We start from the raw sequence: 22629 nt of genomic DNA, 5'->3' as shown, positions 1-22629 counted from the left end.
TTTCAACGGTGATCGACAGGGGAGCGGCATTCTTGCCGCCGACTTCAAAAACTGTATTGCCTGAATTACCTAAACTATTAACAACTATTAACAAACTACTAACAATGACTGAGACTACATCTTGAACCCAAAATTTATCACCTTGACCATCGCCGCCGCCTTGGGTGCTGTGACCCTATCCTCCCATGCATCCGGCTACCGTTTCGGCTCTCAGAGTGTGTCTGCCCAGAGCACCGCTGAAGCCAACGGTGCCGAAGCGGTTGACGCCTCCACCGTTTACGCCAATCCGGCTGGTCTGACCTACCTTGATGGCACCCAGATCGTGGGTGGCGTGACCGCTGTCGTACCGCATTCGACCTTCTCCGACACCGGCTCCAGGCGTTTCACTGGCACCAGTTCTGGTGGCCTGACTACCCAGGATAGCTACACACCGGGCATGGTGGCTGCACCATCCCTGTATGTCAGCAAGAAGATCAACAACCAGTGGGCCGCTGGCTTTGGCCTGTTCGTGCCTTATGGTACCAAGCTGGACTACGACAACAATTGGTCTGGTCGTTACGCGCTGACGAATGTGAAGCTGGAATCAATCAACCTCAATCCGTCCATCGGCTTCAAGCTGAATGAACAGCATTCCTTCGGCTTCGGCGTGAGCGCCCAGTTCATGAAAGCCAATCTTGGGCAGGGTGTGGATGTGCCGGGTTCGATCGCCGCGCTGACGGGCACACCGGCAGCAGCGACACTGCTACGTACCATTGTTGCCGCTGGCGGTAACCCGGCTGTCCTTGCAGGCGTTAAGGATGGTCACGGTTCTATGGATGGCGAGGACTGGGGTTACGGCTGGAATCTGGGCTATCTGTTCCAGCTGGACCAGAATACGCGCCTGGGCCTGTCCTACCGTTCTTCGATTTCACACAAGTTGAAGGGCAGTGCTGTGTGGGACTTTAATGTGACAAACGATCCGGTAGTCAACAAGATCATTGCCGTCAATTCGGCCAAAAACAATTCCGCTGTGCTGCTGGATATTCACACGCCCGAGACTTTCTCCATCAGCGGTTTCCGGCAGATTGATCCGAAATGGGCCGTGATGGGTGATGCCACCTGGACACGCACTTCGCGTTTGACGAACTTGAACATCCAGTTTCCTGGAACCGTGCAGGGCGACGAGGTGATCCTCCAGAACTGGAAGAACACCTGGCGCTTCTCGGCGGGAGCGAGCTACAAGCCCGATGAAAAGCTCACCCTGCGCGGCGGTCTGGCTTACGACCAGTCGCCAGTGGCAGGCACCACCCTGCGCCACCCGGCTCTGCCAGATGCGGACCGCGTGCAACTATCGTTTGGTACGAACTGGAAGCTGAACGACAACTCATCTGTTGATTTGGCATATTCCTATCTGCATTTTCAGGATGTGGACGGCAGCTACAAGAATTCCTGCTCACCTTTGATCAGTGGATGCACTGGCAACGGAGAACTGACCAAGGGTACCTGGCAAACCCGCCTGCATATGATCAGCATCGCTTACAACTACAGGTTCTGAGTCAGTTGGGTGGACGTATCCTGGTGGCTTTTTGATGACCCGGGTTCTGTTGCCTGTCGTCAAGCATGATGACAGGCCAGATTTTCATCCAGACAGGTGCAAAGTTCGAAGCACAGGCACATGCCAGGGTAGTTGAGAATCTGGCGATGTTTACTGTCATCATCATGTTATATTTCTGGGCGGTCACTGTTACTTTGAACCTGCCCTGTAGATAGCCGTGCTGTCCGTATAACACGCCCTAATTAGTTCGCCACTACCCAGCTCATGATCGAATTTATATTTGAAATCTTTGGCGAAGTGCTGTTGCAGCTTCTTGCTGAAATCCTGACTGGTTTTGGTGGCCAGGTATGGAACAAGCGTCAGCAAGGGCCGGTCAACCCCTGGCTGGCAGCCTTGGGGTATACCGTTTTCGGTCTGGTTGCCGGTGGCATCAGCCTGCTGATTTTTCCACATCACTTTATCCATGGCGCATTGGCGCGTCTGCTGAACCTGCTGCTGATGCCGGTCGGTATCGGTATCTTGCTGGCCCTGGTGGGCAGTTGGCGCTCTGGTGGCAGTGCACGTTCGCCAATGAACCGCTTTGTCTGCGCTTATCTGTTTGCGCTGAGTATGGCTATTGTTCGCTACGTTTATACAACGTCGTCATAGTGTGAATGTCAATAGTCGGGGCAGGGCCCGTCTGCCTGACCAAATATATTGATCTGGTCTGATCTAAGTCAGTTTTTTGCGCATGATACAGCTCAGTGTCGCTGTATGATGATGCCATAAGCGTGCACTTTAAGCGGAATACACGTTTTTTGACATATACGCAAGATTACTTCCTGTACTATTGTCGACAGGAAAGATTGCTTTCAGGAGCAGGTCAATAAGCCCTAATTGTCGGAGCCTCAGGTATGCCCACTAAAAGGACAAGGATCAGGCGTAGTCTGGATCTGGTGCTAGGCACCGGGAAGGCAATGCGCATCCGTACCAGTCAGTTTGTGTTGGCGGCCTTGTTGATGCTGGCCAGCATGGGGGTGCTGTTTTTCATGAAGGCGGTTGGCATTGCCGGTATGGGCGATGTCACGGTCTGGGCTATTTGTTGCACAACAGGGCTGGTGATTGTGTATGCGTTGATACGCAGCGGTTATTCGATGCGCTGGGCTGATCCGTCGATGGCCTTTGTGCAAATGTTAAGTGCCATTGCCTGTAATGCCGCTGCTTTTGCCCTGGCGGGGGATGGTCGTGGCGTGACCTTGCCGCTGTTGGCGGTGATACTGATGTTTGGCATGTTTGGCTTGTCGATACGCCAGGTGGTCACTGTTGCTGTCTACGGCTTGGTCCTGTTTGGCGCAGCCATCCTGTTTGCGCTTCAGCATGAAGGTGGTAACGACGCCGCATCCTTATACGGGGCCTATTTCTTCATGGTGGTGATTGTACTTGCCAGTTCCACCTTCCTGACCTGGCGTCTGCGAGAAATGCGCGAGCATATGCGCCACCAGAAGCAGCAACTGACGCAGGCGCTGGAAAAAATTCAGCTGACGGCCAATCATGATGAATTGACCGGTACCGCCAATCGTCGTTATATGCTGGAACTGATACAGCGTGAAACCCAGCGTACCAACCGCACATCGCATCCCTTGCTGGTGGCCATGCTCGATATTGATTATTTCAAGCGGGTCAATGATGCCTATGGTCATCAGGCTGGTGATATGGCATTGCAAAAATTTACCCAGACGGTGCAGGCGAATATTCGTACCACCGATACCCTGGCGCGCTGGGGGGGCGAAGAATTTCTTATCCTGCTGACGGAAACTGAACTTGAGGTTGGCATGATCTGCCTGGAAAGGGTACGTGCTGCGGTTGAGGCCGATGTCATCCTCTTCGCCGGATCACGCATCAACTTCACAGTGTCGATAGGTGTTGCCCAATACAAGATAGGTGAACCATTTGAAAAAACCGTCACCCGCGCCGATGAAGCACTGTATGCCGCAAAGGCGCAGGGACGTAACCAGATTTGTCTGTCTGGCATGGAAAAAGTTTAGGCAGTGGACTAACTAACTGTGGCTAACTGCGGCTGGACAGGTAAAACTGCCTTTCAAAATGGCTCATGTCACTGAACTGCGTAAATTCGGGCTTGCCTAATTCAATGACGGGCAGGTTTTTTTTCAGCTTGCTTAGCATTGCCTGGAAATTCTTTTGGTAAGTGTTTGCCTCGCAGTTACTGAACTGCTTCACGTAATAGCCACCCGTGCTATGAAATTCATAGTTGTCATGATTCGCTTGCCTGATGCCGGTCGCCACAGACAGACGGTTGCGCAGGTCGCTCAGCTTTCTGGCCTCGGCATCATCTATGCATTTGAGCGGAATGGCGGTCCGGATTTTTTGCCGGGGCGTGTCGTCGATAACAAAACGTAGCGGCAACGTGATGCCCAGGTCAAACTGGCGCAGGCGTTCAGCCAGGTAGCGATGGCATTCTTCCAGCGGTGCATCGAGCGGCAGGCCATGCGGCCAGTTGCCGGGCCGCCTTAGCGCATCTACCACTCCTTCAAAAATCGTCACATGATACGAAGTGGGTGGTAGCCAGGTGATATTTGTTTGGCCAGTCTGGTCTTGCAACTGTTGCCAGGCGTTGGTGACTTCGGTATGCGTTGCACTGGCAGGCGGCAGGTGGCAGATGATGGTATTGCCGGGGAAAAATTGCACTTCGCCTGCTGTGCCGAATTTTTTACCCGGCCCCGTATCCGCCGGTTTGGTGGTGGGAACAGGGGATGCGCCATCGCAGGCTTGTGCTTCAACAGCACCGGCCCAGGCAGGCTTGAGCAGGCTGGCACCGACTGCACCGACCGTGCTACCCAGCCCTAACAGTAATCGTCTTCTGCTGATTTGCATGTGATTTTCTCCGTATTGCCCATGGCAGCGTACCTGGCCGCCACGGGCTTTCAATTTTTTTGAGTGTCTGTTTTACATGGCGTAGGTCAGGCCCAGGAATAGCGCACGACCATTGTCAAATTCTTGCTGTACCAATTGTTGTTGCAGGCCGGTGGTGCGGCCTGGGCGTGCATTCAGGAGATTTTTTGCCTGCATCACGATGCCCAGCCGTTTTGAATACGCATATTTGATCTGGCTGTCAAAGGTGCCAAAGGCTTTGTAATACACATCTTGCGCGGCATTGGTGGTGGACAGTGTGATCAGGGTTGGCCCGGTCCAGTTATAGCTCAGTTGCGCGCTGACATTGCCATTGCCCCACAACAGCGACGCATTGGCGATGGATTTTGCCGATTCCAGCAGTGCCGGCATTTGCCTTTGCGTTTTGTTTTGCATGGTGACGGAAGACGGGTTCATGTCCATGATGGTGTAGTTGAAGCTGGCACCAAACTGATTGAAAGGGGCTGGCAGGCTGCTGAATTTTGTATTCACCAATTGCAGTTCCAGCCCGGTGACGCTGGCATTGCCAACATTCTGTGCCTGCGTTGTATTACTTTGGTAAATGGTGCCGGCTATCGTCACATTTTCGGTACGGGTGAGCTTGGCAATTTCATTGTCGATGTCTTTGCGGAAAACACCGGCCGATATCATGCTGGTGTTGGATGGATACCATTCCAGCGATGCATTGAAATTATTGGCCGTGCGCGCCACCAGGTTGGGATTGGCCTGGGTGATGCTGATGGTGGTGCCGCTGACGCTGTTGGAATTTTGTGCCAGGTCAGCATAGGTAGGACGGCCCAGTGATTTGTTGTAGGCTGTTCTTAATTTGAGGCTGTCGCTGAAATCATAGATCAGGTTCACCGACGGCAGGGCTTTGGCATACGACGAATGCATTGCGCTTGGGGCAAAGACGGCAGTCTGGTTCAGCGGCGCAGGCACATAGGTGTCGATATCGAGTTTGGTTTCTTCATAGCGCAGACCCGCCGTGGCTGACCAGTTTTTGGCGCGGTAGGCTGCCATGGCATAGGCCGCATTCACGTCTTCCTTGATGTTGAAGTCTTTTTGCGTGCTGTTGGTGATCATGGTGGCGCTGGACAGAACGTATTTACCCGGATTGGCGTTCAGGTAAGCCTGGGCATTGGCAGGATCAGCCAAAAGCAGGGTCTGGCCGTTGCTGGTGTACGGTGTGATTGCTACGGAGCTGGCACCTACTGCAGACAGCGGGATGCTGACGCCGGTCGCAGGAATGTATTTGGCCACTTCGTCGAAGTTATAGTTTTGCGTTAGCTTACGGGATTGCAGGCCTGTTTTATAACCCCAGCCGGTAGAACCTTCATCCAGATTTTTTGAAAAACTGATTTTCGCGACGACTGAACGGTTTTTGCTTTGTTCGTCATTGCGTGTGTTTTCAGTCTGTGTAAAGTTTCTGGCATCTTGCAGATAGGCGCGGTTGACTGGTGTCAGGACAGGCATCTGGCCGGGTTGGGCGCTGTAGTTATAGGCCAAGCTGGCAGAATTGGCGCTGACGAAGGTATATAACTGCGATTCTTGCCGGTAGCTGCCCAGTGCACTGTTGACGACGGCTTCAATCACGCTGTCTTTGGCTGGCATGTAGGCAAAACCGGCCTCTACATAACTGATGCGGCGGGTTTGCGTAAAGGCAGAATAATCAGTTTGTGATTGCCCCACGCCGACGCTGCCTTCAGTGGCGGAAATGATATTGACAGGGGAAGTCGCTGCCGTGGCATTTTGCAACCACTGCGAGCGGCGGTCTTCGGTGTTGACATGTTCGAACGCACCTGCGGTCAGGTGGGCGCTCAGGTTTTCGCGGTTATCATAATCAAAGCGGGCGAACAGGCTTTTGCGCTCGCGGTTATTGTCATAGGTCAGCCATCTTTCGCGGTCCGGGAAGGCGATGCTGCCATCCACGCTGGCGGTGGTCTGGTTGATTTTGGCCGCATTGGTCTGGCTGCCTGTGGTCGGGAAATAACTATAGCTGTCGATTGAAGTCAGCAAGGACGACGATTGCCGTTTGTAATAACCGGCAGACATCAGCACACCGAACTGGTTATCGCTGCCAAAGGTATTGCTGATGGTCATTTCAGCTTGCCCGGATGGTTTGGAATCACTCTTTTCCAGCGCCCGCCATTGCGAGACATCGGCCCTGCCAGAGACATGAAAGCCACGTTTATCCAGGCCGCTGCGGGTCACCAGGTTGGTGGTGCCACCGATGGCATTGCCATCCATGTCGGCATTCAGGCTTTTATAGATATTTACCTGTTTTGAAAATGACGAGGGCAGCACGTCCAGTGACACGGTTCTTCTGGTGGTTTCTGTACCGGGGAAGGTGATGCCATCGATGGTCAGGCTATTGTAATCAGGGTTCAGACCACGCAGGGTCATGAACTGTGCTTCACCCCGGCCATTGTTCAAAATCATCGACACCCCGGCCACACGCTGTACTGCTTCGCCCAGGCCAAAGTCAGGGATGGAGCCGATTTCATCGGAAGAAATGCCGTCCGCAATGGTATTGCCGTCACGTTTCAACGAGATGGCCTTGTTCAGCGCCAGTGCCTTGCCGGTGACGGTAATCGTGCTGACTTTATCGTCTTCGGCAGTTTGTGTGGTTTGTGTGGTTTGTGTGGTTTGTATGGTTTGGGCGTAGGCACTGTTAACCGCCAGGGCAATCAGGCTCAGGCCACATAGCTGTGGCAGCAGGGCAGGCTTGCGCTGGAGATGGCGGCAATCACGGGAATAGGGTGCTGGTTTCATTTGTCATCCTCTTGGTTAGTTCGTCCGCCCTGGAAAAAGGGTCAGCTCGTCCTTTTTTATTTTATTCACTTCCTGTGACTTAATTATTACATGAAACCTGAACCACGGATGTTTTTGTGGTTTTTATGTGAATGTATGTTTTATTGATAATTTTTTAGACGTAAATTTGAACCTGGAACCAAACAAATGGGAAGCAAAGGCAAAATTGAAGCCCGTCTATTATCCCGTAGGCATATTTACTCAGCGTAAGTGATTTAATTTTTATATAATTAATTCAATCGTGTGCCGTGGTGTTGTTACCGTCGGCAGGTCTTTATTGTGCTTTGTATTCACCTTGAATTTGCCACTTCAATGCCACATCAAAATAATCCTCATTCCAGCCTGCGGTTTCACAGCAAATTTTCGCGTGAAGTCCGTGAGCCTGTCACGGTGACCGCCAATGAAAGGCAGTTGCTGGATCTGGTGCGGCGCAAGGTGGCGGTGACGCGGGCGGATCTGGCCAGGGTGACCGGTCTGGCGGCGCAATCCGTCATGCGACTGGTGGATGACCTGGCCGCCCGGGGTTTGCTGGTATTTACCGATGCCCTGCCCAGCAAGGCCAGGGGCAAACCCAGTCCCCAGATTGCCCTGGTGGCAGACTTTGCGTTTTGCATCGGTGCCTCTATCGCTACCGATGAGATTAATCTGGTGTTGATCGATTTTGCCGGCAATCTGATCGGGCAGTCCACAAAGCGCATGGCCCCCATTACGCGGCTGGAATTGTGCAGCTACTTGCGTATCGCCATAGACCAGTTGCTGGATCTGCACCCGATGGCGCGCAATCGCCTGTTTGGGGTGGGCGTGGGCATGACAGGTTTTTTTGTCGGCCAGGGAGCCAGACTGAACCCGCCCGAACCTTTGGATGACCTGGCGCTGATCGATCTTGATCTGTTGCTGGAAAAAGAACTGGGCTACCCGGTCTGGCTGGACAATGACGGCAATGCCGCAGCCATAGGTGAAAGCCTGCTGGGCGTGGGCATGCACTGCCAGAATTTTGCCTATCTATTTTTTAGCCATGGATTTGGCGGCGGTATTGTGTACCGGGGCCAGTGCATGCGCGGTGCTCATGGCAATGCCGGTGAATTTGCCGGTTTCTTGCCGGGGCAGGGTCTGGAAAGGCCAACGCTGGAAATGCTGCGTCTGATGTGTCATGAAGATGGCCAGTCCTTTGCCACTATCCACGACATGCTGGAGCATCTTGACCCGGCCTGGCCCTGCGTAGACCGCTGGATAGACCGTTGCCTGCCTGCGCTGACGCTGGTGACATCTGCCATTGTCGGCATACTTGATACCGAACGCATCGTGCTAGGTGGACGTTTGCCAAAGGCACTGGCAGAGCGCCTGATCGCCAGACTGGTCATCGACAATATTCCCAGACGTGGGGTGCAACGCCCACAGGCGCTCATTGTCGCTTCAGAAATCAGTGGTGACGCAACCGCCATTGGTGCAGCATCATTACCTTTGAAGCAGCATTTTTTCTTTTGATGGACCGAGTCAACACATCCTGATAATCTCTGTCACCAAACTGTCATGGCCATATTAATGCTGGCTGCTACCATGGAGACTGAATTTCTCCTCAGGTAAAAGAAAGCGCTGATGCCCGTAAAAACAATCCAACAGATGCGCCAGGGCACTTTGCTGTTCGTGCTGGTGCTGCTACTTGGCTTGCATCCTGTGGCCAGCTATCTGTATTTGCCAGCGTTGCCATTGTTGAAAGTGCAGTTGGGCATCTCTGACGCCGAAGCGCAAATGACGTTGTCGATACTGGTCATCAGTTTTGGCTTTGGCCAGATTATCTGGGGGCCGGTGGCCGACAGGCTGGGGCGCAGGTGGGTCTTGTTGTTTGGTCTGGGCATGCTGCTGCTTGCCAGCTTGTTCGTCACGTTCACCAGCGAGCTTGGTGTATTGCTGGTGGGGCGGGTTTTTCAGGGACTGGGGATTGCTGCTGCCGGTGTCTGTGCACGCGCCATTGTGCGTGACTGTTTTCAGCCGGTGGATGGGATACGCATATTGTCGCTGTCTTTCTCCTGGCTGGGCCTGATTTCACTGACTGGCCCGCTGCTTGGTGCCAGTCTGATTTATGTCGGCGGCTTTCGTGCTGCGCTGGGTACGCTTATAGTCTGTAGTGCGTTGGCCTTGGTGTTCATTGCCATCAGACTGCCGGAAACGGCTCCGGCACCGGCCACAATGGAAACCGATGACACTGATGACGCCGATGATGCTGAACACGCTGAAAAAGCGAGCATTGCCGATATCCTGAAACAATGCATGCACCAGTTCAGGCAGATTTTGCAACACCCGCTGTTTTTAAGTTATGCAGCGCTGACGGCATTCAGTTATTCCGGCCATTATTTTTTCCTGTCGCTGTCCCCCTTTGTTTTTACTGATCTGTATGGGCTGGATGCGCTGGATCTGGGTTATCTGTTTTCCCTCAGTTCCCTGGTACATCTTGCCGGTACGTTTGCCTGCCGCAAATGGCTGGCTGAACATGGCATACGCACGACTTTGAAAATCGCGGGTTTGATTACGCTGATTGGTGGTATCGCCATCGTGATGCTGAACCAGATGGGCTGGCAATCGATCTGGGCCATCCTGCTGCCGCAATCACTGTTCCTGTTTGCACATGCCATTCACCAGTCCTGCGGCCAATCGGCCGTGTCGGCACCGTTCAGCAAACTGGCGGCGACGGCGTCTTCGCTATGCGGTTTCCTGATTACAGCGGTGGCCATCGTGCTGGGTGAAATCCTGAAAGCTACATTACCAGCAGGCCGCGAAGGCATGGTCGAAGGTATAGGCATATGCGCACTGCTGACAACCGCCGTTGCCTGGACCTGGGTGCAGCGGTATGGCGATGTTACACGGCAGGTGGATGCGTGAGTGGGCGGTGGTCTTTATTCCTGATATTTTTCAAATATCCGCCTCAATTCACCACTGCTTTCCATCACGACCAGCGCGTTACTGATTTTTTTAGTGTGGTCGGCGGGCAAGGTTTTGGACACGGCCATATAAAATTTTTCTGACAACTGTGGTTTGGCCAGCAGGCGGATTTTTTTCTCCAGACCAGCCTGCTGTATCGATAGTTTGATACCTGGCGAACGGTGGCAATAGAAGCGGCCACGCCCTGCGAGGAGCTTGTTCAGATTCGACAGGGACGAGGTGGCGCCGGAATCGATTGTCAGCCCCCCCATTTTTTCCAGGATATTGACAATGCCAAAGCCATGCAGCGTCAGGATGACACCTTTGTCACCCAGCTTGCGGATGTCGTCCCAGTTCTGGATGTCAATGTCGTCATCGGCGCGTACGGCCAGCAGGTAGCTGACACTAAACAGCACGGTGTCGAGGAAGTGATATTGCGAGGTGTTGCGTGTTATGCGTTGCACACCGCAAATGGCGTCGATGTTGCCTGCGTTCATGCCGGCATCAATGCGAATGCGTGGTTGCCAGATCTGGTCACCGACGAACTTCAAGCCAGGATCAACTTTTTCCAACCCACGCATGATGTCAACACAAATGCCGTCGATACTCGTTTTGCCTTGTTGATTGATGGTGATGAACTTGGGTTCAGATGCTTCCTGGGCGGCTGTGCGTATGATGGTGTTGGCCATGCCATCAGACTGATACATGAACATGAATAGAGCAGCCAAGGCAGGCAAAAATTTCATGGTATGCCTGCACCTGTAGCCGTGGTTTTCTGGACGTCCATCATGTAGCCATTGTTAACGCTGATAAGTCACCCTGGCACTGGATCTGTTACCAGATACTGCTGCTGTCCTGACCGGGCGCGCTGCTGCCGGGCTTGCATAGCTGGGCTGACGGTTGAGCTTGAAAATGCTGACTACGTTAGACAAGTTGGCTGCCTGGTCTTGCAGGCTTTGTGCGGCAGCGGCAGCTTCTTCCACCAGGGCGGCATTTTGCTGGGTGACATTGTCCATCTGGATGATGGCCTGGTTGATCTGCTGTATGCCGGCAGACTGTTCATTGCTGGCATTGTTGATTTCGCTCATGATGTTGGTGACGTGGGCGACTCTTTGCACGATTTCCGTCATGGTGGCACCGGCCTGGTCGACCAGGCGTGCGCCTTCATCCACTTTTTCTACCGAGTCGGCGATCAGCTCCTTGATTTCCTTGGCGGCGCTGGCAGAACGCTGTGCCAGGTTGCGGACTTCGGATGCCACCACGGCAAAGCCCCGACCTTGTTCACCAGCGCGGGCGGCTTCGACGGCGGCATTCAATGCCAGGATATTGGTCTGGAAGGCGATGCCATCAATCACGGCAATGATATCGACTATCTTTTTGGATGACGCGCTGATGGAACCCATGGTATCAACCACCTGCGACACTACAGAACCGCCTTTGACTGCCGCTTCGGATGCAGCGTTGACGAGATTGTTGGCTTCTTTGGCATTCTGCGAATTCTGTTGCATGGTGCTGGTCAGTTCTTCCATCGACGAAGCGGTTTCTTCGAGTGAGCCCGCCTGGCTTTCGGTGCGTGAAGACAGGTCCATATTGCCTGCGGCAATTTCTGTCGATGCGGTGACGATGGTGTCGGTACTGTCACGCACTTCACTGACAATTTTTTGCAGCCCGTCATTCATGTCTTTTAAGGCCTGCATGAGTTGGCCGGTTTCATCTGTGGAGTTGACTTCGATATGGCTGGTGAGGTCGCCATCGGCGACGCTGCGGGCCAGTGTGACAGCACTGTTCATGGGGCGAGTGATGCCCCGGGTCAGGTACCAGGCGCACAAACTGCCAAACAGGATGAAGGTCACGATCATGATACTGATCAGGATGCGGCTGTTGGCAGCAATGGCATCAACATCCTTGCTGAGGTTATCCACTTCCTGCTGCTGGAATTCAAGATAGTCGAGTTCGCTTTTTTGGTAAGCCTCGGATATTGGCATGAATTTTTCAAACAGCTTGGCAACTTCGTCTGCCTGGCCGTCTTTTTTTGCTTTGCCTATCAGGTCACGGGTGGCAATGTATTGCTTGCGCACGGTGACGATATTGTCCAGCAGTTTTTTTTCTTCGGGCGAGCTGACATGCTCTTCCATGTATTTCTGGATTTCGCTATTGCGGGCGGTAGATGCCTTGATGTCGCTGGCAAAAAAATCCCCGAGGGAATCATCACTGCTTTTGACGATGGCCAGTGTGCGTTTCAGACCTGCCACGGTAACCCGGTACCATTCAGCCGTCATGCGTTCTTTTTTGAGCGGTTCCTGCATCATGGCGCGGGTATTACTGGCGACTTCATTCAAACGCCACAAACCTATGCAGGACGAGATTGTGGCCAGCAGCAACACCAGACCAAAGCCGATACCAAGCCGTGTACCGATAGGAAGATTTTTAATTTTCATGACGTCCTCATTGATTCCAGCAAAGGGAAATGCACTACAAAATCAAACACATGTTGCTTACATGTCGCTTTGGGTAAAGCGATGGCCTGCATAACTGTCTTGCCCGCTGGTTTTCTTTAACTTGTGGGGCAACAGTAAGAGCTAGATATTTTGTCTCCGAGATACTTGGTCTCTCTATTCACTATCGGCTTATCCTTGCCATTTTGCAAGTAAATGATTGCAAATTGAATGTCATTACACTAACTGTGTTGCAGCTTATGGGGGGGATTTTCTATTTGTCTGACAAATGCTGATCGGCGATATGCTGGCGTGTGCCGCTCCTTGTCATGATGCCTGGTGCTGGTTGCTATGCGACATTAATAGTATGCAGAGGGGCATGCAGAGCAGACACGTGATCTGGGGGCTACAAATTGTGTAGAACATGGCAGGCAATCGCGCCCGGTTGTCGGCACATTTTCTGCGCGATTGCTGCCTGACTAATACAGATATTGATAATCCATTAAATCGAATTGTTCCCCGCAATCAGGGCAACAAGACGATGCGTGAGTCGGCCCTGTCCATACGCCAGGCCTGGCTCACATCTGCCAGTGGCATGGGAGTGATGGCTATCTTGAAACCGGCCAGCGGTGCGGCATTTAATACCGACTTGATTGCCTTGAACAGCTTGGGAAAAGGAACGCTGCCTATACCGCTACCCATGAGTTGCAAAGCCGATGAACGCAATACCGCGCCTGGTAGATTGATGTCTGCACCGCCGACTGAACCAATCTGCACGAAGCGGACTGGCACGCCATCCGGGCTGGCCTTGGCGGCGGCGATCAGCAGCAGTTCGGCACTTGGTCCCCACAGATAATCCAGGACAATATCGATGCCTTGCTCGAATTCCTGCTTGAAGGCTTGTTCCAGCGTGTCTTTATCCTGATTCAGGTTGATGGTCACGTCGGCACCCAGCAGTTGCAGATCATCAAAGACGGCGGTGTTGCGTCCTGTGGCAATGACTTTTTTTGCACCCAGATGCTTGGCAATCTGTATGGCCAGTCGGCCAGATGCGCCGGTCGCACCGTTGATGAGGACGGTTTCACCCGCCTGCATGCCCGCACGCTCCATCAATGCCGCCCACGACGACATGCCCGGAATCGCCAACGCAGCGGCCACGGCATCATCCAGACTGTCTGGCAGGGCGACACAATGGGTCTTGTCGACGATGCACCATTCCGCCATCGCACCGTATGGTTTATCTGGCAACAGGAAATAGACGCGCTGATTGTTTTCATCCACACCAGTGCCATCAACCCCGGGTATGAAGCCGCTTGTCGCATCAGCGCTATAGTGCTGGCCGGACGCGCGGCTGCGGGTTACCTGGCTGATGGACGATGCTTTTACCCTGATCAGACTTTTACCTGGTGCGGGGGCGGGCGGTGGTGCCTGCAAGTCACCGAAATCACCATAGACCGGCGCTTGTCCTGCCTCAACTATAATTGCTGCTTTCATAGATCACTCCTGAAATGAAGGTTAGCCCTGTAGCGAGGGCGAAGGTTTTTGAATAATTGAGTGTATTATGCACATATTTAATCAGAAAGAAAAGCATGAAGGAAGAAATAATGCAATTGCGTGAGGCGCTGCTTGACCTGACTGGCGTCCTGAATCGCCCACAGCCAGACGCCGCGCTGATCGCTGTCGCGGGTGTTGATCTTGATCGTGCGCTGTTCCCATTACTGGTGCGTGTAGAGCGCCGGGGGCCGCTGGGCATAGGTGAACTGGCGGAACTGTGTGGCCGCGACTACACCACCGTCAGCCGTCAGATTACGAAGCTGGAAGGGGCGGGTCTGGTTACCCGCCAGGTCAATGCGCAGGATGCCCGCATCAAGGAAGCCGTGATTACGGAAAAGGGCAAGGTGATGACCAACGCACTGGATGGTGCCAGGGAGAAAATCATGACTTCACTGCTGACCGACTGGGATAAAAAGGATGTGACCGAACTGGCACGCCTGCTGCGCAAACTGGCGGATGATGCTTTTTTGTTTGTGGAAAAATCCAAATCAATATAAATTAGGACTTACGCAAAACAGCAGCGCTGCGCATTGAACCCGCGTAGGTACAAGCGCAGCGTAATCGTACGGATGTCCATCACGGCTTGCTATCGCTAACAGCTGTTTTTTTGAAAAAATACAAAGCAGCCAGGTTTTTTTCTGTCGGACAAAAGGCGAGAGAATTGGACGTGTCTTTGTTGTTGCCTGGCACAACATGCGTACGATTACGCTGCGCTTTTCGTACCTACGTTCTGGAACAATTTTGCGTAAGTCTTGTAAAAGAATAAGAAAAAAAAGAAGACTTAATCCCGCTGATCCAACTGCTGTTTCAGGATATTCCTGTCACACGCGCCTTCCCACATCGCCACCACCAGACACACCACGACATTGCTGATGGTGCTGGTCAGGGCGCGGGCTTCTGACATGAAGCGGTCTATGCCCAGTAGCAGGGTGGCACCCGCCAGTGGCAAGTCGGGGATCACGGTCAGCGTTGCCACCAGCGCCACGAAGCCACTGCCACTGACACCGGCAGCTCCCTTGGATGTCAGCAGCATGGTGGCGATCAGGCCAAGGATTTGCGCATTGCTGAGCTGTATGTCACAGGCCTGGGCGATGAACAGGGAAGCCAGTGTCAGGTAAATCGCAGTGCCGTCCAGGTTAAAGGAATACGCCATCGGCAGTACCAGCCCGGCGACATCTTTCTTGCAGCCCAGGGCCTGCAGTTTTTGCATCAGTGGCGGCAGCACCGGCTCGGACGATGAGGTACCCAGCACCACGAATAATTCTTCACGTATGTAGCGCAGCAGTTTCCACAGGCTGAAACCATGCAGCCTGGCCAGACCACCCAGGATGACGACCACAAATACCGCGCAGGCCAGGTAAAAATTCAGGATCAGGTAACTGAAACCGGCGATGGACTGTATGCCATAGCGCCCCACGGTATACGCCATCGAGGCAAAGGCAGCGAAGGGGGCCAGCTTCATGATGCTGCCAAAAATGCTGAAACACAGGCGGCTTAATTCATCCACGACATGCAGCATGCGGTCGCCGGGGCGGCGCGTGCGTGCCATGGCAAAGCCCGTCAGCAGGGCCAGCAATAGCACTGGCAAAACTTCGGGTTCGGCAAAGGCACCGACATAGGTGGCCGGGATGATGTGCAGGACAAAGCGTGACAGGCCCTGGTTTTCCATGGCGCTGGACAGGGCAGACATGACATTTTTGTCTGCCGCAGCAGGATGAAAATGCCAGCCTGCACCCGGTTGCATGATGGCGGCGGCCAGCCAGCCCAGCAACAGCGCCAGCAAGGTCAGCAGATAAAAAATCGCCATCGCCTTGAGCAGGGTTTTGGCTATGCCGCGCCGCTCATTCAGGCTGGCAATGCCACCGGCGATCGTGCAAAACACCAGTGGTGCCAGCATCATCTTGACCAGTTTGATGAAGGCATCACCCAAAGGTTTCAGTTCCGTCCCCAGTGCTGGCCAGGCATAGCCAAAGCCTATGCCTAAGATGACTCCGCAGATGACCTGGACATACAGGCCGCGCTTCAGAAAGGAAAATGCAAAAGGGAAAGGCAGTTTCATCAGGGCAGGGATTTTTTATCGTTCTTGATACTCTGATCCAGCATGTCAAACAGGGTTTGCGCTGCGGGCGGCATGATGCGCCCGCGCTTGCAGATCAGGCCCAGTGTGCGGTGGATGGGCGGGTTCACCAAAGGCACACCGACCAGCGTGGCCTGCATATGCGGGGGCAGGGATAAACGCGGTACTGCCGCTACACCCATGCCTGCTTCCACCAGCGCCAGGATGCCGGATACATGATTGACTTCGTAAAAGATGGCCGGATGTTTTTCCACCCCTGCCAGGGCATTGTCGATCAGGCTGCGGTTGCCGCTGGATTTGGACACGGCAATATAACGTTCATTGGCGGTTTCCTTCCAGGACAGTTTCTTGCGTTTGGCCAGCGGATGGTCATGGCGCATGGCCAGCACGTAACTCTCTTTATAGATGGGCTTGAAGTCGATCTCGGGGTCTTCGGCCCCGGCAAAATTGATGCCAAAATCGGCTTCGCCCGCCAGGATCAGGTTCAGCACGTCTTGCGCGCTTTCGTCATGGATGCGTACGCGTATCTTGGGAAACCGTTCAGTAAAGTTTTTCAGCACCGCCGGTAAAAAATAATGCACGGCCGATGGCACGCAGGCCAGGGTGACAATGCCGGTGCGGTGTGCGGCCAGGTCAGACACACCCAGTATCGCGCCTTCCAGCTCATCCAGCGCGGTACGTACATTGGCCAGAAACCCCCGGCCTATATTGGTCAGTTGCACACGACGCGTAGTGCGTTCAAATAATTTGACGCCCAGCGTGTCTTCCAGCTTTTCTATGCGGCGGCTAAGTGCCGGCTGCGACAGGAACAGGTCTTCGGCAGCCTGCTTGAAGCTGCTGCGATCGGCCACGGCCACGAAAGCCTGTAGTTCCTGTAAATCGAAATTGATGCGTCCCATGCATTAATCTTAAGAAATATTGCAATTCACAAATTATGCCATGTGAAGGATGATGCAGACCAAAGAAATATCAGGCGATAGTATTGTCAGTACGTGCATCGACCTGTGCATCGATCAATTCATCGAATAGCATTATTGCAATAAAAATGCCTCATCAAGAAGGCACAAAAACTTTGGAGACAACATGTTCAAACCTTCTTGCATCGTCATGCTGCTGGGTGTTAGCAGTAGCGCCTTTGCCCAATCCGCCGTGACTCCGTACGGCATCGCCGATCTGGGCGTGCATTATAGTACGGGTATCAATGCCAATAATGCGCCGGTCGCATCCGGTTCTACCGCCGCTTTAAGCAGCGGCATCAATAATACCAGCCGCTGGGGTATCAAAGGGCAAGAGGCCCTGGGCGACGGCATGGACGCCGTATTCCAGCTCGAAGGTGGCCTGAATATCGATACCGGCGCCTCTGCCAAATCAGACAAGCTGTTTGACCGACTGGCCTTTGTCGGCATCAAATCCGGCTATGGTAGTTTGACTGCTGGTCGTCAGGCGACCATTCTGTCTGATGCTATTTCGCCGGTAGACCCGCTGGGCATGCGTTATGCCAGTTTCAACCCCAACATCAATGTTACTGCCCTCAGCAATACCGCTTTTGGCACGCATGCATTTGGCGTGCAATATGGTACCAGCGGCTATGCTGATAATTATTATCGTCTGGATAATATGCTGAAATACACCGGCGACTTTGGTCCGCTGGTGGCACGGGTATCGTATTCGTTTGGTGAAGCGGCGGGCAATAGCAGTGCCTTGTCCACCATGGGTGCCGGCCTGGCCTATCAGCAGGATGGCCTGAGTATTTCTGGCGCATATATGAAATTCAAAAACAGTGCCGATTTTGGCCTGCAAGCCTATACCCTGGGTGCGGCGTATCAGTTGGGTAACGTGCAGTTGAAGGCCAATTTCGGCAATAACCGTGCTGACACCAGCGCCACCAAACAAACCCGGCAACGCATCGCTTCTGCCGGTGTGGCCATGCTGGTAGGCCCTGACCTGACCCTGACCACAGCGTATTACCGTGTGCGCCGCGAAACCAGCGGCTTTGTCGATGACGGCTTCGACCGCAGTTTCGCTTACCTGGAAAAATCTTTGTCAAAACGCAGCACCGTGTATATCGAAACTGATTACACTAATTGGAAAGGCAATGCTGCCGGTGTCACTGGCAGCCAGGCCAACAACAGCAACGGCCTTGGGCTGACGCTGGGCCTGATGCACAAGTTCTGACCAATGAAAGGAATCACCATGTCTCAATTTATGTCTCAATTTATCTCCCGCTTCAATATTAAAACCAATATCACCCTGCTTGCACTGGCTATTGCCAGCGTAAGTGCAGCCAGCCAGGCGGTGGCTGCCGACATCAGGGTGGTCAGTTCTGGCGGTTTTGCCCAGGCTTACAAAAACCTGGCACCCGCCTATGAACAGGCCAGCGGCGACAAGCTGGTGTCCGGCTGGGGCCCGTCCATGGGTACGACCACCAATGCCATCCCGGTGCGCATGGCGCGCGGCGAAGAAATTGATGTCGTCATCATGGTCGGCGATTCGCTCGACACCCTGATGAAAGAAGGCAAGCTGATAGCTGGCAGCAAGGTGGTGCTGGCCAATTCGCCGATCGCCTGCGCGGTAAAAAAAGGCAATGCCAAACCAGACATCAGTACCGTTGATGGTTTGAAGAATGCTTTTCTGAAGGCCCGCAAGGTGGCTTATTCCGATAGCGCCAGTGGTGAATATATCAAACACCAGTTGATGAAAAAACTGGAGATCACCGAACAGATGCAGGGCAAGGCAGCACAGATTCCGGCCACACCAGTCGGTGAAATCATCGCCCATGGCGAAGCCGATTTTGGTTGCCAGCAACGCAGCGAATTATTGCCGGTAGAAGGCATTGATATCGTCGGCCTGCTGCCGCAAGAAGTGCAATTGACGACGGCTTTCTCTGCTGCCATTGTCACTGGCAGCAAAGTGCAGCCTCAGGCGCAGGCATTGTTGAATTTTTTGTCGTCAGAAAAAAATGCTGGCGCGATTGCAGAGACTGGACTTGAACCAGTAGCAGGCAAGAGGTAGCTTATTTCGTTTCACCCCGTTTCAATTTTCACAGACCCGGCTGACTGAAAAATCAGCCACCGACTACAAAGGTCGAATAGCATGTCTAGCACAACCACCATAGCTCCCAGCAGCGTTGATCAGGGAAGCAGTGCACCAGCACCACGCCAATCGAAATTCTTTACCGTGATCCGTGTCACGAGCGGCAATTTCATTGAAATGTATGACTTTTTCCTGTTCGGATTTTATGCCACCTATATCGCCAAGGCATTCTTTCCGGCTACCAGTGAATATGCCGCCCTGATGATGACCTTTGCTACTTTCGGCGCAGGCTTCTTCATGCGACCGCTGGGGGCAATCATCCTCGGCAGTTATATCGACCGCATTGGTCGTCGCAAGGGTCTGGTGCTGACGCTGGGCATCATGGCGTCTGGTACTGCCATGATCGCCTTCATCCCCGGTTATGCCACCATAGGTTTGCTGGCGCCTTTCCTGGTGCTGGTCGGGCGCTTGTTGCAGGGCTTTTCTGCCGGGGTGGAACTGGGTGGTGTGTCGGTGTATCTGTCAGAAATGGCGACGCCGGGTCACAAGGGTTTTTATGTCAGCTGGCAATCAGCCAGCCAGCAGGTGGCCATCATCTTTTCGGCAGGCCTGGGTTACTTCCTGAATGAAACCCTGAGCAAGGAATTTATCGCTGACTGGGGCTGGCGTATTCCTTTCTTCATTGGTTGTTCCATCATCCCGGTGGTGTTTTACATCCGCCGCTCGCTGCAAGAGACTGAAGAATATCTGGCGCAAAAAACGCATCCCAGCTTCAAGGAAATGCTGAAAACCATTTCCCTTAACTGGCCGCTGGTCGTCACCGGCACCATGCTGATCGTGATGACCACGGTATCGTTTTACCTGATCACCGTCTACACGCCAACCTTTGGCAAGACCGTACTGAAACTGACGACGGTGGAAAGTCTGCTGGTGACATTGTGCGTGGGGGTATCCAATTTCATCTGGCTGCCGGTCATGGGTGCGCTGTCTGACCGCATCGGCAGATGGCCCATCATGGCCTTGTTCTCTGGCCTGACGGCAGTGACGGCTTACCCTTTGCTGTCATGGCTGATCGCCAACCCCAGTTTTCAACACATGCTGATCGTTGAGCTGTGGCTGTCCTTCCTGTATGGCAGCTATAACGGTGCGACGATAGTTGCGCTGACCGAGATTATTCCTGTGCGCATCCGTACTACTGGCTTTTCACTGGCATACAGTCTGGCCACAGCCTTGTTTGGTGGGCTGACACCACTGGTTTCTACCTGGCTGATAGAAACCACCGGCGACAAGGCATCGCCAGGTTACTGGATGGCGATGGCCGGCAGCTTTGGCTTGCTGGCGACTTTCCTGATTTATCGTGGCATAGTCAAGGAACGTTAATCTATTTTAAAGGCGACCGCCGTTGCATATGGCATGGCAGATGGGGCAGTAATGACCAAACCATCTGCCTGCTGTTTCCACTGTAGCGGTGCACCCTGGTGACCAAGCAGACTGACTGATTTGACGGGCTTGCCCAGCAGATTTTCTGCAATGCCCAATGAACGTATCCTGATCTCGGTACCGGCTGCCGGTACTGCCATGCTGAACGCATACAGCGAACCATCCTTGCCTTTGGTAAAGCGGAAATCATGCGGGCCAAATACAAAATCAGCCTGCTTTTTCCCCAGGGAACGGCCGGGCAGGGTACGCAGCTTGTTGCTTTTACTTTCGCCTTCACCCGCATTTTTGCCCGAATTTTCATCTTCTCCCAGGCGCACCCAGGCCTTGCTGCCATAAATGGCCTGACCATTCAGGCGCAGCCAGTTTCCGATTTCTTGCAGCATGCGGGTACTGCCTTCATCGAGTGATCCATCCGGCAGGGGCGATACGCAAATGGCGGCATTGCCGTCACGCGCCACTTCTTCCAGCAAATAACGGATGACAGCACCGGAATCATAGGTAAAGCCGGGCTGGTAATACCAGTCGCCAACGGGTGTTTCTGCTATCCATGCCTGGTCGGTCTTGATGTCGCGGGGGATGGTGCCTTCTTCGGTATTCACCGTGCCATTGGTGTTGGGGCGAAACTTGATGATGCTGAAGGTATCTACTTTGCCGCGTGTCTTCAGGGCATGGTTGTAAAAATCGGCAATCACTGTCTGGGTGGCATCGGCCTTGAAGCCGGTGCCGGTATGGTCACCACTGAAGGGCTGCGGGCCGGTACCATCGGTGTAGATAAAATCCGGGTCGTAGCGATCCACCACGTCCATCATGCGTAATGCCCAGCGTGTGGCATACCATTTGGCAAAATCCTGATGGCGGCTGAACAGGCCATCCGGTGGTGGGCTCCACGGTGAATAGGCGGCTTTGCTGACACCCTGGTATTCGCGCAGGTCAATGTTATACAACAACCTGGGGTCCAGCCCCTGCCACCATTTGCCGACACCATCCGCCAGTGTTAACTGACCATCGTAAGCTATGCCAGCACGTTCACCCTGGCTATCGCCGCCAAAGGCAGTTTGCCACCACCACCACGAATATTCATGGTGAAACGCCACCCCATAGCGTATGCCTGCCTCTTTGGCCGCCTTGGCCCATTCGCCGACCAGATCACGTTTCGGCCCCATCCTTACAGAATTCCAGGGTTGGTAGCGTGAATCCCATAAATCAAAATTGTCGTGATGCACACCTTGCACGATCAGGAAACGGGCACCGGCATCCTTGTATATGGCAGTCAGTTTGGCGGGATCAAGCTGGACAGGGTTCCAGTCACGCAAGACTTCCTTGTAACCGGTTTGTGAAGGGTGACCATAGTCCTTGAGATGGTTCTTATATGCCGGCGTGCCGGGGTTATACATTTTGCGCGCATACCAGTCCCCGCTTTTGCCTGCGGCTTGCGGACCGAAATGCACCCATATCCCAAATTTGGCTTCACGCAGCCATGCTGGCGTGCCTGGGTAGTTTTTTTCGATTGATTCCCAGCTTGGCTGAAAAGGGCCAGGTGTGATCGGTATGCCTAGCTTGACCTCGGTAGCAGTTTTGCTGTCGCCCATTGGTACGCTGTCTATCGGCAATGCGGACGGAATGGCAGGCATGGGCGGCAAGATCGGTAGCCCAGCACGTGCCGGCAAGGTGCTACTGATCAATACGGCGAGGGTAATTCTGGACAGTGTGCTCATGCTGTATCCGGTGATGGCATGGTGACCTGAGGGGCTGGTTGCAAGGGTTTGATATTCACAGCCGTGTAGCACATGCTAAAAGGCATACAAGAAATCAGCCAATCAATTTTTTGTGGATGATGATACGCAAATTGGTATCGCATGCGATGTGTATGGCTGCTCAAGGGGGTGATTGTTTGGAGGGATTGTTTGGATTGTTTGTTTGGC

General features: G+C 53.5%; 18 protein-coding genes. 9 read left to right on the top strand and 9 right to left on the bottom strand.

What is annotated here, in order from left to right:
• Nucleotides 1-121: 121 nt before the first annotated feature.
• Entirely contained in the window at nucleotides 122-1534 is a 1413-nt protein-coding gene (locus tag ACO0LK_RS16005) for an OmpP1/FadL family transporter (RefSeq protein ID WP_422976682.1), read from the top strand.
• A gap of 1 nt (nucleotide 1535) precedes the next feature.
• On the opposite strand, the gene ACO0LK_RS16000 is transcribed toward ACO0LK_RS16005, so the two are convergent.
• On the bottom strand, nucleotides 1536-1700 hold the full coding sequence (locus tag ACO0LK_RS16000) for a hypothetical protein (RefSeq protein ID WP_422976680.1): 165 nt from the start codon (nucleotides 1698-1700) through the stop codon (nucleotides 1536-1538).
• Nucleotides 1701-1798: 98 nt separating this feature from the next.
• On the opposite strand from ACO0LK_RS16000, the gene ACO0LK_RS15995 reads away from it, so the two are divergent.
• Complete coding sequence (locus tag ACO0LK_RS15995) at nucleotides 1799-2182, top strand: hypothetical protein (RefSeq protein WP_422976678.1); 384 nt, start codon at nucleotides 1799-1801, stop codon at nucleotides 2180-2182.
• 245 nt (nucleotides 2183-2427) lie between these two features.
• Nucleotides 2428-3558 (top strand): GGDEF domain-containing protein, encoded by a 1131-nt coding sequence (locus ACO0LK_RS15990; protein WP_422976676.1) that lies wholly within the window; start codon nucleotides 2428-2430, stop codon nucleotides 3556-3558.
• 22 nt (nucleotides 3559-3580) lie between these two features.
• Here ACO0LK_RS15990 and ACO0LK_RS15985 read toward each other — a convergent pair whose 3' ends face one another.
• Together ACO0LK_RS15985 and ACO0LK_RS15980 are read right to left on the bottom strand one after the other, a co-directional pair.
• Entirely contained in the window at nucleotides 3581-4405 is an 825-nt protein-coding gene (locus tag ACO0LK_RS15985; protein WP_422976674.1) for a DUF1868 domain-containing protein, read from the bottom strand.
• A 72-nt stretch (nucleotides 4406-4477) separates the two neighbouring features.
• Nucleotides 4478-7213, bottom strand: coding sequence for a TonB-dependent receptor (locus tag ACO0LK_RS15980; protein WP_422976672.1), 2736 nt, complete (start codon nucleotides 7211-7213; stop codon nucleotides 4478-4480).
• 351 nt (nucleotides 7214-7564) lie between these two features.
• Here ACO0LK_RS15980 and ACO0LK_RS15975 point away from each other — a divergent pair, with 351 nt between their 5' ends.
• Nucleotides 7565-8737, top strand: a complete 1173-nt coding sequence (locus ACO0LK_RS15975) for an ROK family transcriptional regulator (protein ID WP_422976670.1) — start codon at nucleotides 7565-7567, stop codon at nucleotides 8735-8737.
• Between the two features lie 111 nt (nucleotides 8738-8848).
• Nucleotides 8849-10129: an MFS transporter gene (locus ACO0LK_RS15970; protein ID WP_422976668.1), complete on the top strand. Its 1281-nt coding sequence runs from the start codon at nucleotides 8849-8851 to the stop codon at nucleotides 10127-10129.
• A 14-nt stretch (nucleotides 10130-10143) separates the two neighbouring features.
• Here ACO0LK_RS15970 and ACO0LK_RS15965 read toward each other — a convergent pair whose 3' ends face one another.
• The 3 genes from ACO0LK_RS15965 to ACO0LK_RS15955 form a co-directional block, all read right to left on the bottom strand.
• Complete coding sequence (locus ACO0LK_RS15965) at nucleotides 10144-10914, bottom strand: substrate-binding periplasmic protein (protein WP_422976666.1); 771 nt, start codon at nucleotides 10912-10914, stop codon at nucleotides 10144-10146.
• 54 nt (nucleotides 10915-10968) lie between these two features.
• Nucleotides 10969-12606: a methyl-accepting chemotaxis protein gene (locus ACO0LK_RS15960; RefSeq protein ID WP_422976664.1), complete on the bottom strand. Its 1638-nt coding sequence runs from the start codon at nucleotides 12604-12606 to the stop codon at nucleotides 10969-10971.
• 522 nt (nucleotides 12607-13128) lie between these two features.
• Nucleotides 13129-14097 (bottom strand): zinc-binding dehydrogenase, encoded by a 969-nt coding sequence (locus tag ACO0LK_RS15955; protein WP_422976662.1) that lies wholly within the window; start codon nucleotides 14095-14097, stop codon nucleotides 13129-13131.
• A gap of 95 nt (nucleotides 14098-14192) precedes the next feature.
• Between ACO0LK_RS15955 and ACO0LK_RS15950 the strand changes: the two genes are divergently transcribed.
• Nucleotides 14193-14654 carry a MarR family winged helix-turn-helix transcriptional regulator gene (locus tag ACO0LK_RS15950; RefSeq protein ID WP_422976660.1) on the top strand — a complete coding sequence of 154 codons (462 nt, stop codon included), beginning with the start codon at nucleotides 14193-14195 and terminating at the stop codon, nucleotides 14652-14654.
• Between the two features lie 284 nt (nucleotides 14655-14938).
• Here the strand turns inward: ACO0LK_RS15950 and ACO0LK_RS15945 are convergent, their stop codons facing one another.
• Nucleotides 14939-16216: a cation:dicarboxylate symporter family transporter gene (locus tag ACO0LK_RS15945; protein ID WP_422976658.1), complete on the bottom strand. Its 1278-nt coding sequence runs from the start codon at nucleotides 16214-16216 to the stop codon at nucleotides 14939-14941.
• Nucleotides 16216-17133: a LysR family transcriptional regulator gene (locus ACO0LK_RS15940; protein ID WP_422976656.1), complete on the bottom strand. Its 918-nt coding sequence runs from the start codon at nucleotides 17131-17133 to the stop codon at nucleotides 16216-16218. Before ACO0LK_RS15940 ends, ACO0LK_RS15945 begins: the two co-directional genes overlap by 1 nt.
• Before the next feature lie 184 nt (nucleotides 17134-17317).
• Here ACO0LK_RS15940 and ACO0LK_RS15935 point away from each other — a divergent pair, with 184 nt between their 5' ends.
• From ACO0LK_RS15935 to ACO0LK_RS15925, 3 genes are all read left to right on the top strand, one after another.
• Nucleotides 17318-18409: a porin gene (locus ACO0LK_RS15935; protein ID WP_422976654.1), complete on the top strand. Its 1092-nt coding sequence runs from the start codon at nucleotides 17318-17320 to the stop codon at nucleotides 18407-18409.
• A gap of 18 nt (nucleotides 18410-18427) precedes the next feature.
• Nucleotides 18428-19246 (top strand): substrate-binding domain-containing protein, encoded by an 819-nt coding sequence (locus ACO0LK_RS15930; RefSeq protein ID WP_422976652.1) that lies wholly within the window; start codon nucleotides 18428-18430, stop codon nucleotides 19244-19246.
• An 81-nt stretch (nucleotides 19247-19327) separates the two neighbouring features.
• The gene (locus tag ACO0LK_RS15925; protein ID WP_186949939.1) at nucleotides 19328-20647 is read left to right on the top strand and encodes an MFS transporter; all 1320 of its coding nucleotides are present in this window, start codon (nucleotides 19328-19330) and stop codon (nucleotides 20645-20647) included.
• Here ACO0LK_RS15925 and ACO0LK_RS15920 read toward each other — a convergent pair.
• A complete protein-coding gene (locus ACO0LK_RS15920; protein WP_422976649.1) occupies nucleotides 20644-22422 on the bottom strand; it encodes an alpha-L-fucosidase in 1779 nt (592 codons plus the stop codon). The genes ACO0LK_RS15925 and ACO0LK_RS15920 overlap by 4 nt on opposite strands.
• Between the last annotated feature and the right edge of the window lie 207 nt (nucleotides 22423-22629).

Origin of the sequence: Undibacterium sp. Ji49W (assembly GCF_049340205.1) — a bacterium.
Classification (GTDB): Bacteria; Pseudomonadota; Gammaproteobacteria; order Burkholderiales; family Burkholderiaceae_D; genus Undibacterium.
Note: the sequence above shows the minus strand (reverse complement) of the source record. Positions and strands in the feature narration are given on the sequence as shown.

Excerpts from the sequence above, each read along its gene's own strand:
- ACO0LK_RS15985 (WP_422976674.1), bottom strand. The coding sequence starts at position 4,405 with ATGCAAATCAGCAGAAGACGATTACTGTTAGGGCTGGGTAGCACGGTC.
- ACO0LK_RS15970 (WP_422976668.1), top strand. The coding sequence starts at position 8,849 with ATGCCCGTAAAAACAATCCAACAGATGCGCCAGGGCACTTTGCTGTTC.
- ACO0LK_RS15990 (WP_422976676.1), top strand. The coding sequence starts at position 2,428 with ATGCCCACTAAAAGGACAAGGATCAGGCGTAGTCTGGATCTGGTGCTA.
- ACO0LK_RS15920 (WP_422976649.1), bottom strand. The coding sequence starts at position 22,422 with ATGAGCACACTGTCCAGAATTACCCTCGCCGTATTGATCAGTAGCACC.
- ACO0LK_RS15965 (WP_422976666.1), bottom strand. The coding sequence starts at position 10,914 with ATGAAATTTTTGCCTGCCTTGGCTGCTCTATTCATGTTCATGTATCAG.
- ACO0LK_RS15995 (WP_422976678.1), top strand. The coding sequence starts at position 1,799 with ATGATCGAATTTATATTTGAAATCTTTGGCGAAGTGCTGTTGCAGCTT.
- ACO0LK_RS15950 (WP_422976660.1), top strand. The coding sequence starts at position 14,193 with ATGAAGGAAGAAATAATGCAATTGCGTGAGGCGCTGCTTGACCTGACT.
- ACO0LK_RS15925 (WP_186949939.1), top strand. The coding sequence starts at position 19,328 with ATGTCTAGCACAACCACCATAGCTCCCAGCAGCGTTGATCAGGGAAGC.
- ACO0LK_RS16000 (WP_422976680.1), bottom strand. The coding sequence starts at position 1,700 with ATGATGATGACAGTAAACATCGCCAGATTCTCAACTACCCTGGCATGT.
- ACO0LK_RS15955 (WP_422976662.1), bottom strand. The coding sequence starts at position 14,097 with ATGAAAGCAGCAATTATAGTTGAGGCAGGACAAGCGCCGGTCTATGGT.
- ACO0LK_RS15945 (WP_422976658.1), bottom strand. The coding sequence starts at position 16,216 with ATGAAACTGCCTTTCCCTTTTGCATTTTCCTTTCTGAAGCGCGGCCTG.
- ACO0LK_RS15940 (WP_422976656.1), bottom strand. The coding sequence starts at position 17,133 with ATGGGACGCATCAATTTCGATTTACAGGAACTACAGGCTTTCGTGGCC.
- ACO0LK_RS15980 (WP_422976672.1), bottom strand. The coding sequence starts at position 7,213 with ATGAAACCAGCACCCTATTCCCGTGATTGCCGCCATCTCCAGCGCAAG.
- ACO0LK_RS15930 (WP_422976652.1), top strand. The coding sequence starts at position 18,428 with ATGTCTCAATTTATGTCTCAATTTATCTCCCGCTTCAATATTAAAACC.
- ACO0LK_RS15975 (WP_422976670.1), top strand. The coding sequence starts at position 7,565 with ATGCCACATCAAAATAATCCTCATTCCAGCCTGCGGTTTCACAGCAAA.
- ACO0LK_RS15960 (WP_422976664.1), bottom strand. The coding sequence starts at position 12,606 with ATGAAAATTAAAAATCTTCCTATCGGTACACGGCTTGGTATCGGCTTT.
- ACO0LK_RS15935 (WP_422976654.1), top strand. The coding sequence starts at position 17,318 with ATGTTCAAACCTTCTTGCATCGTCATGCTGCTGGGTGTTAGCAGTAGC.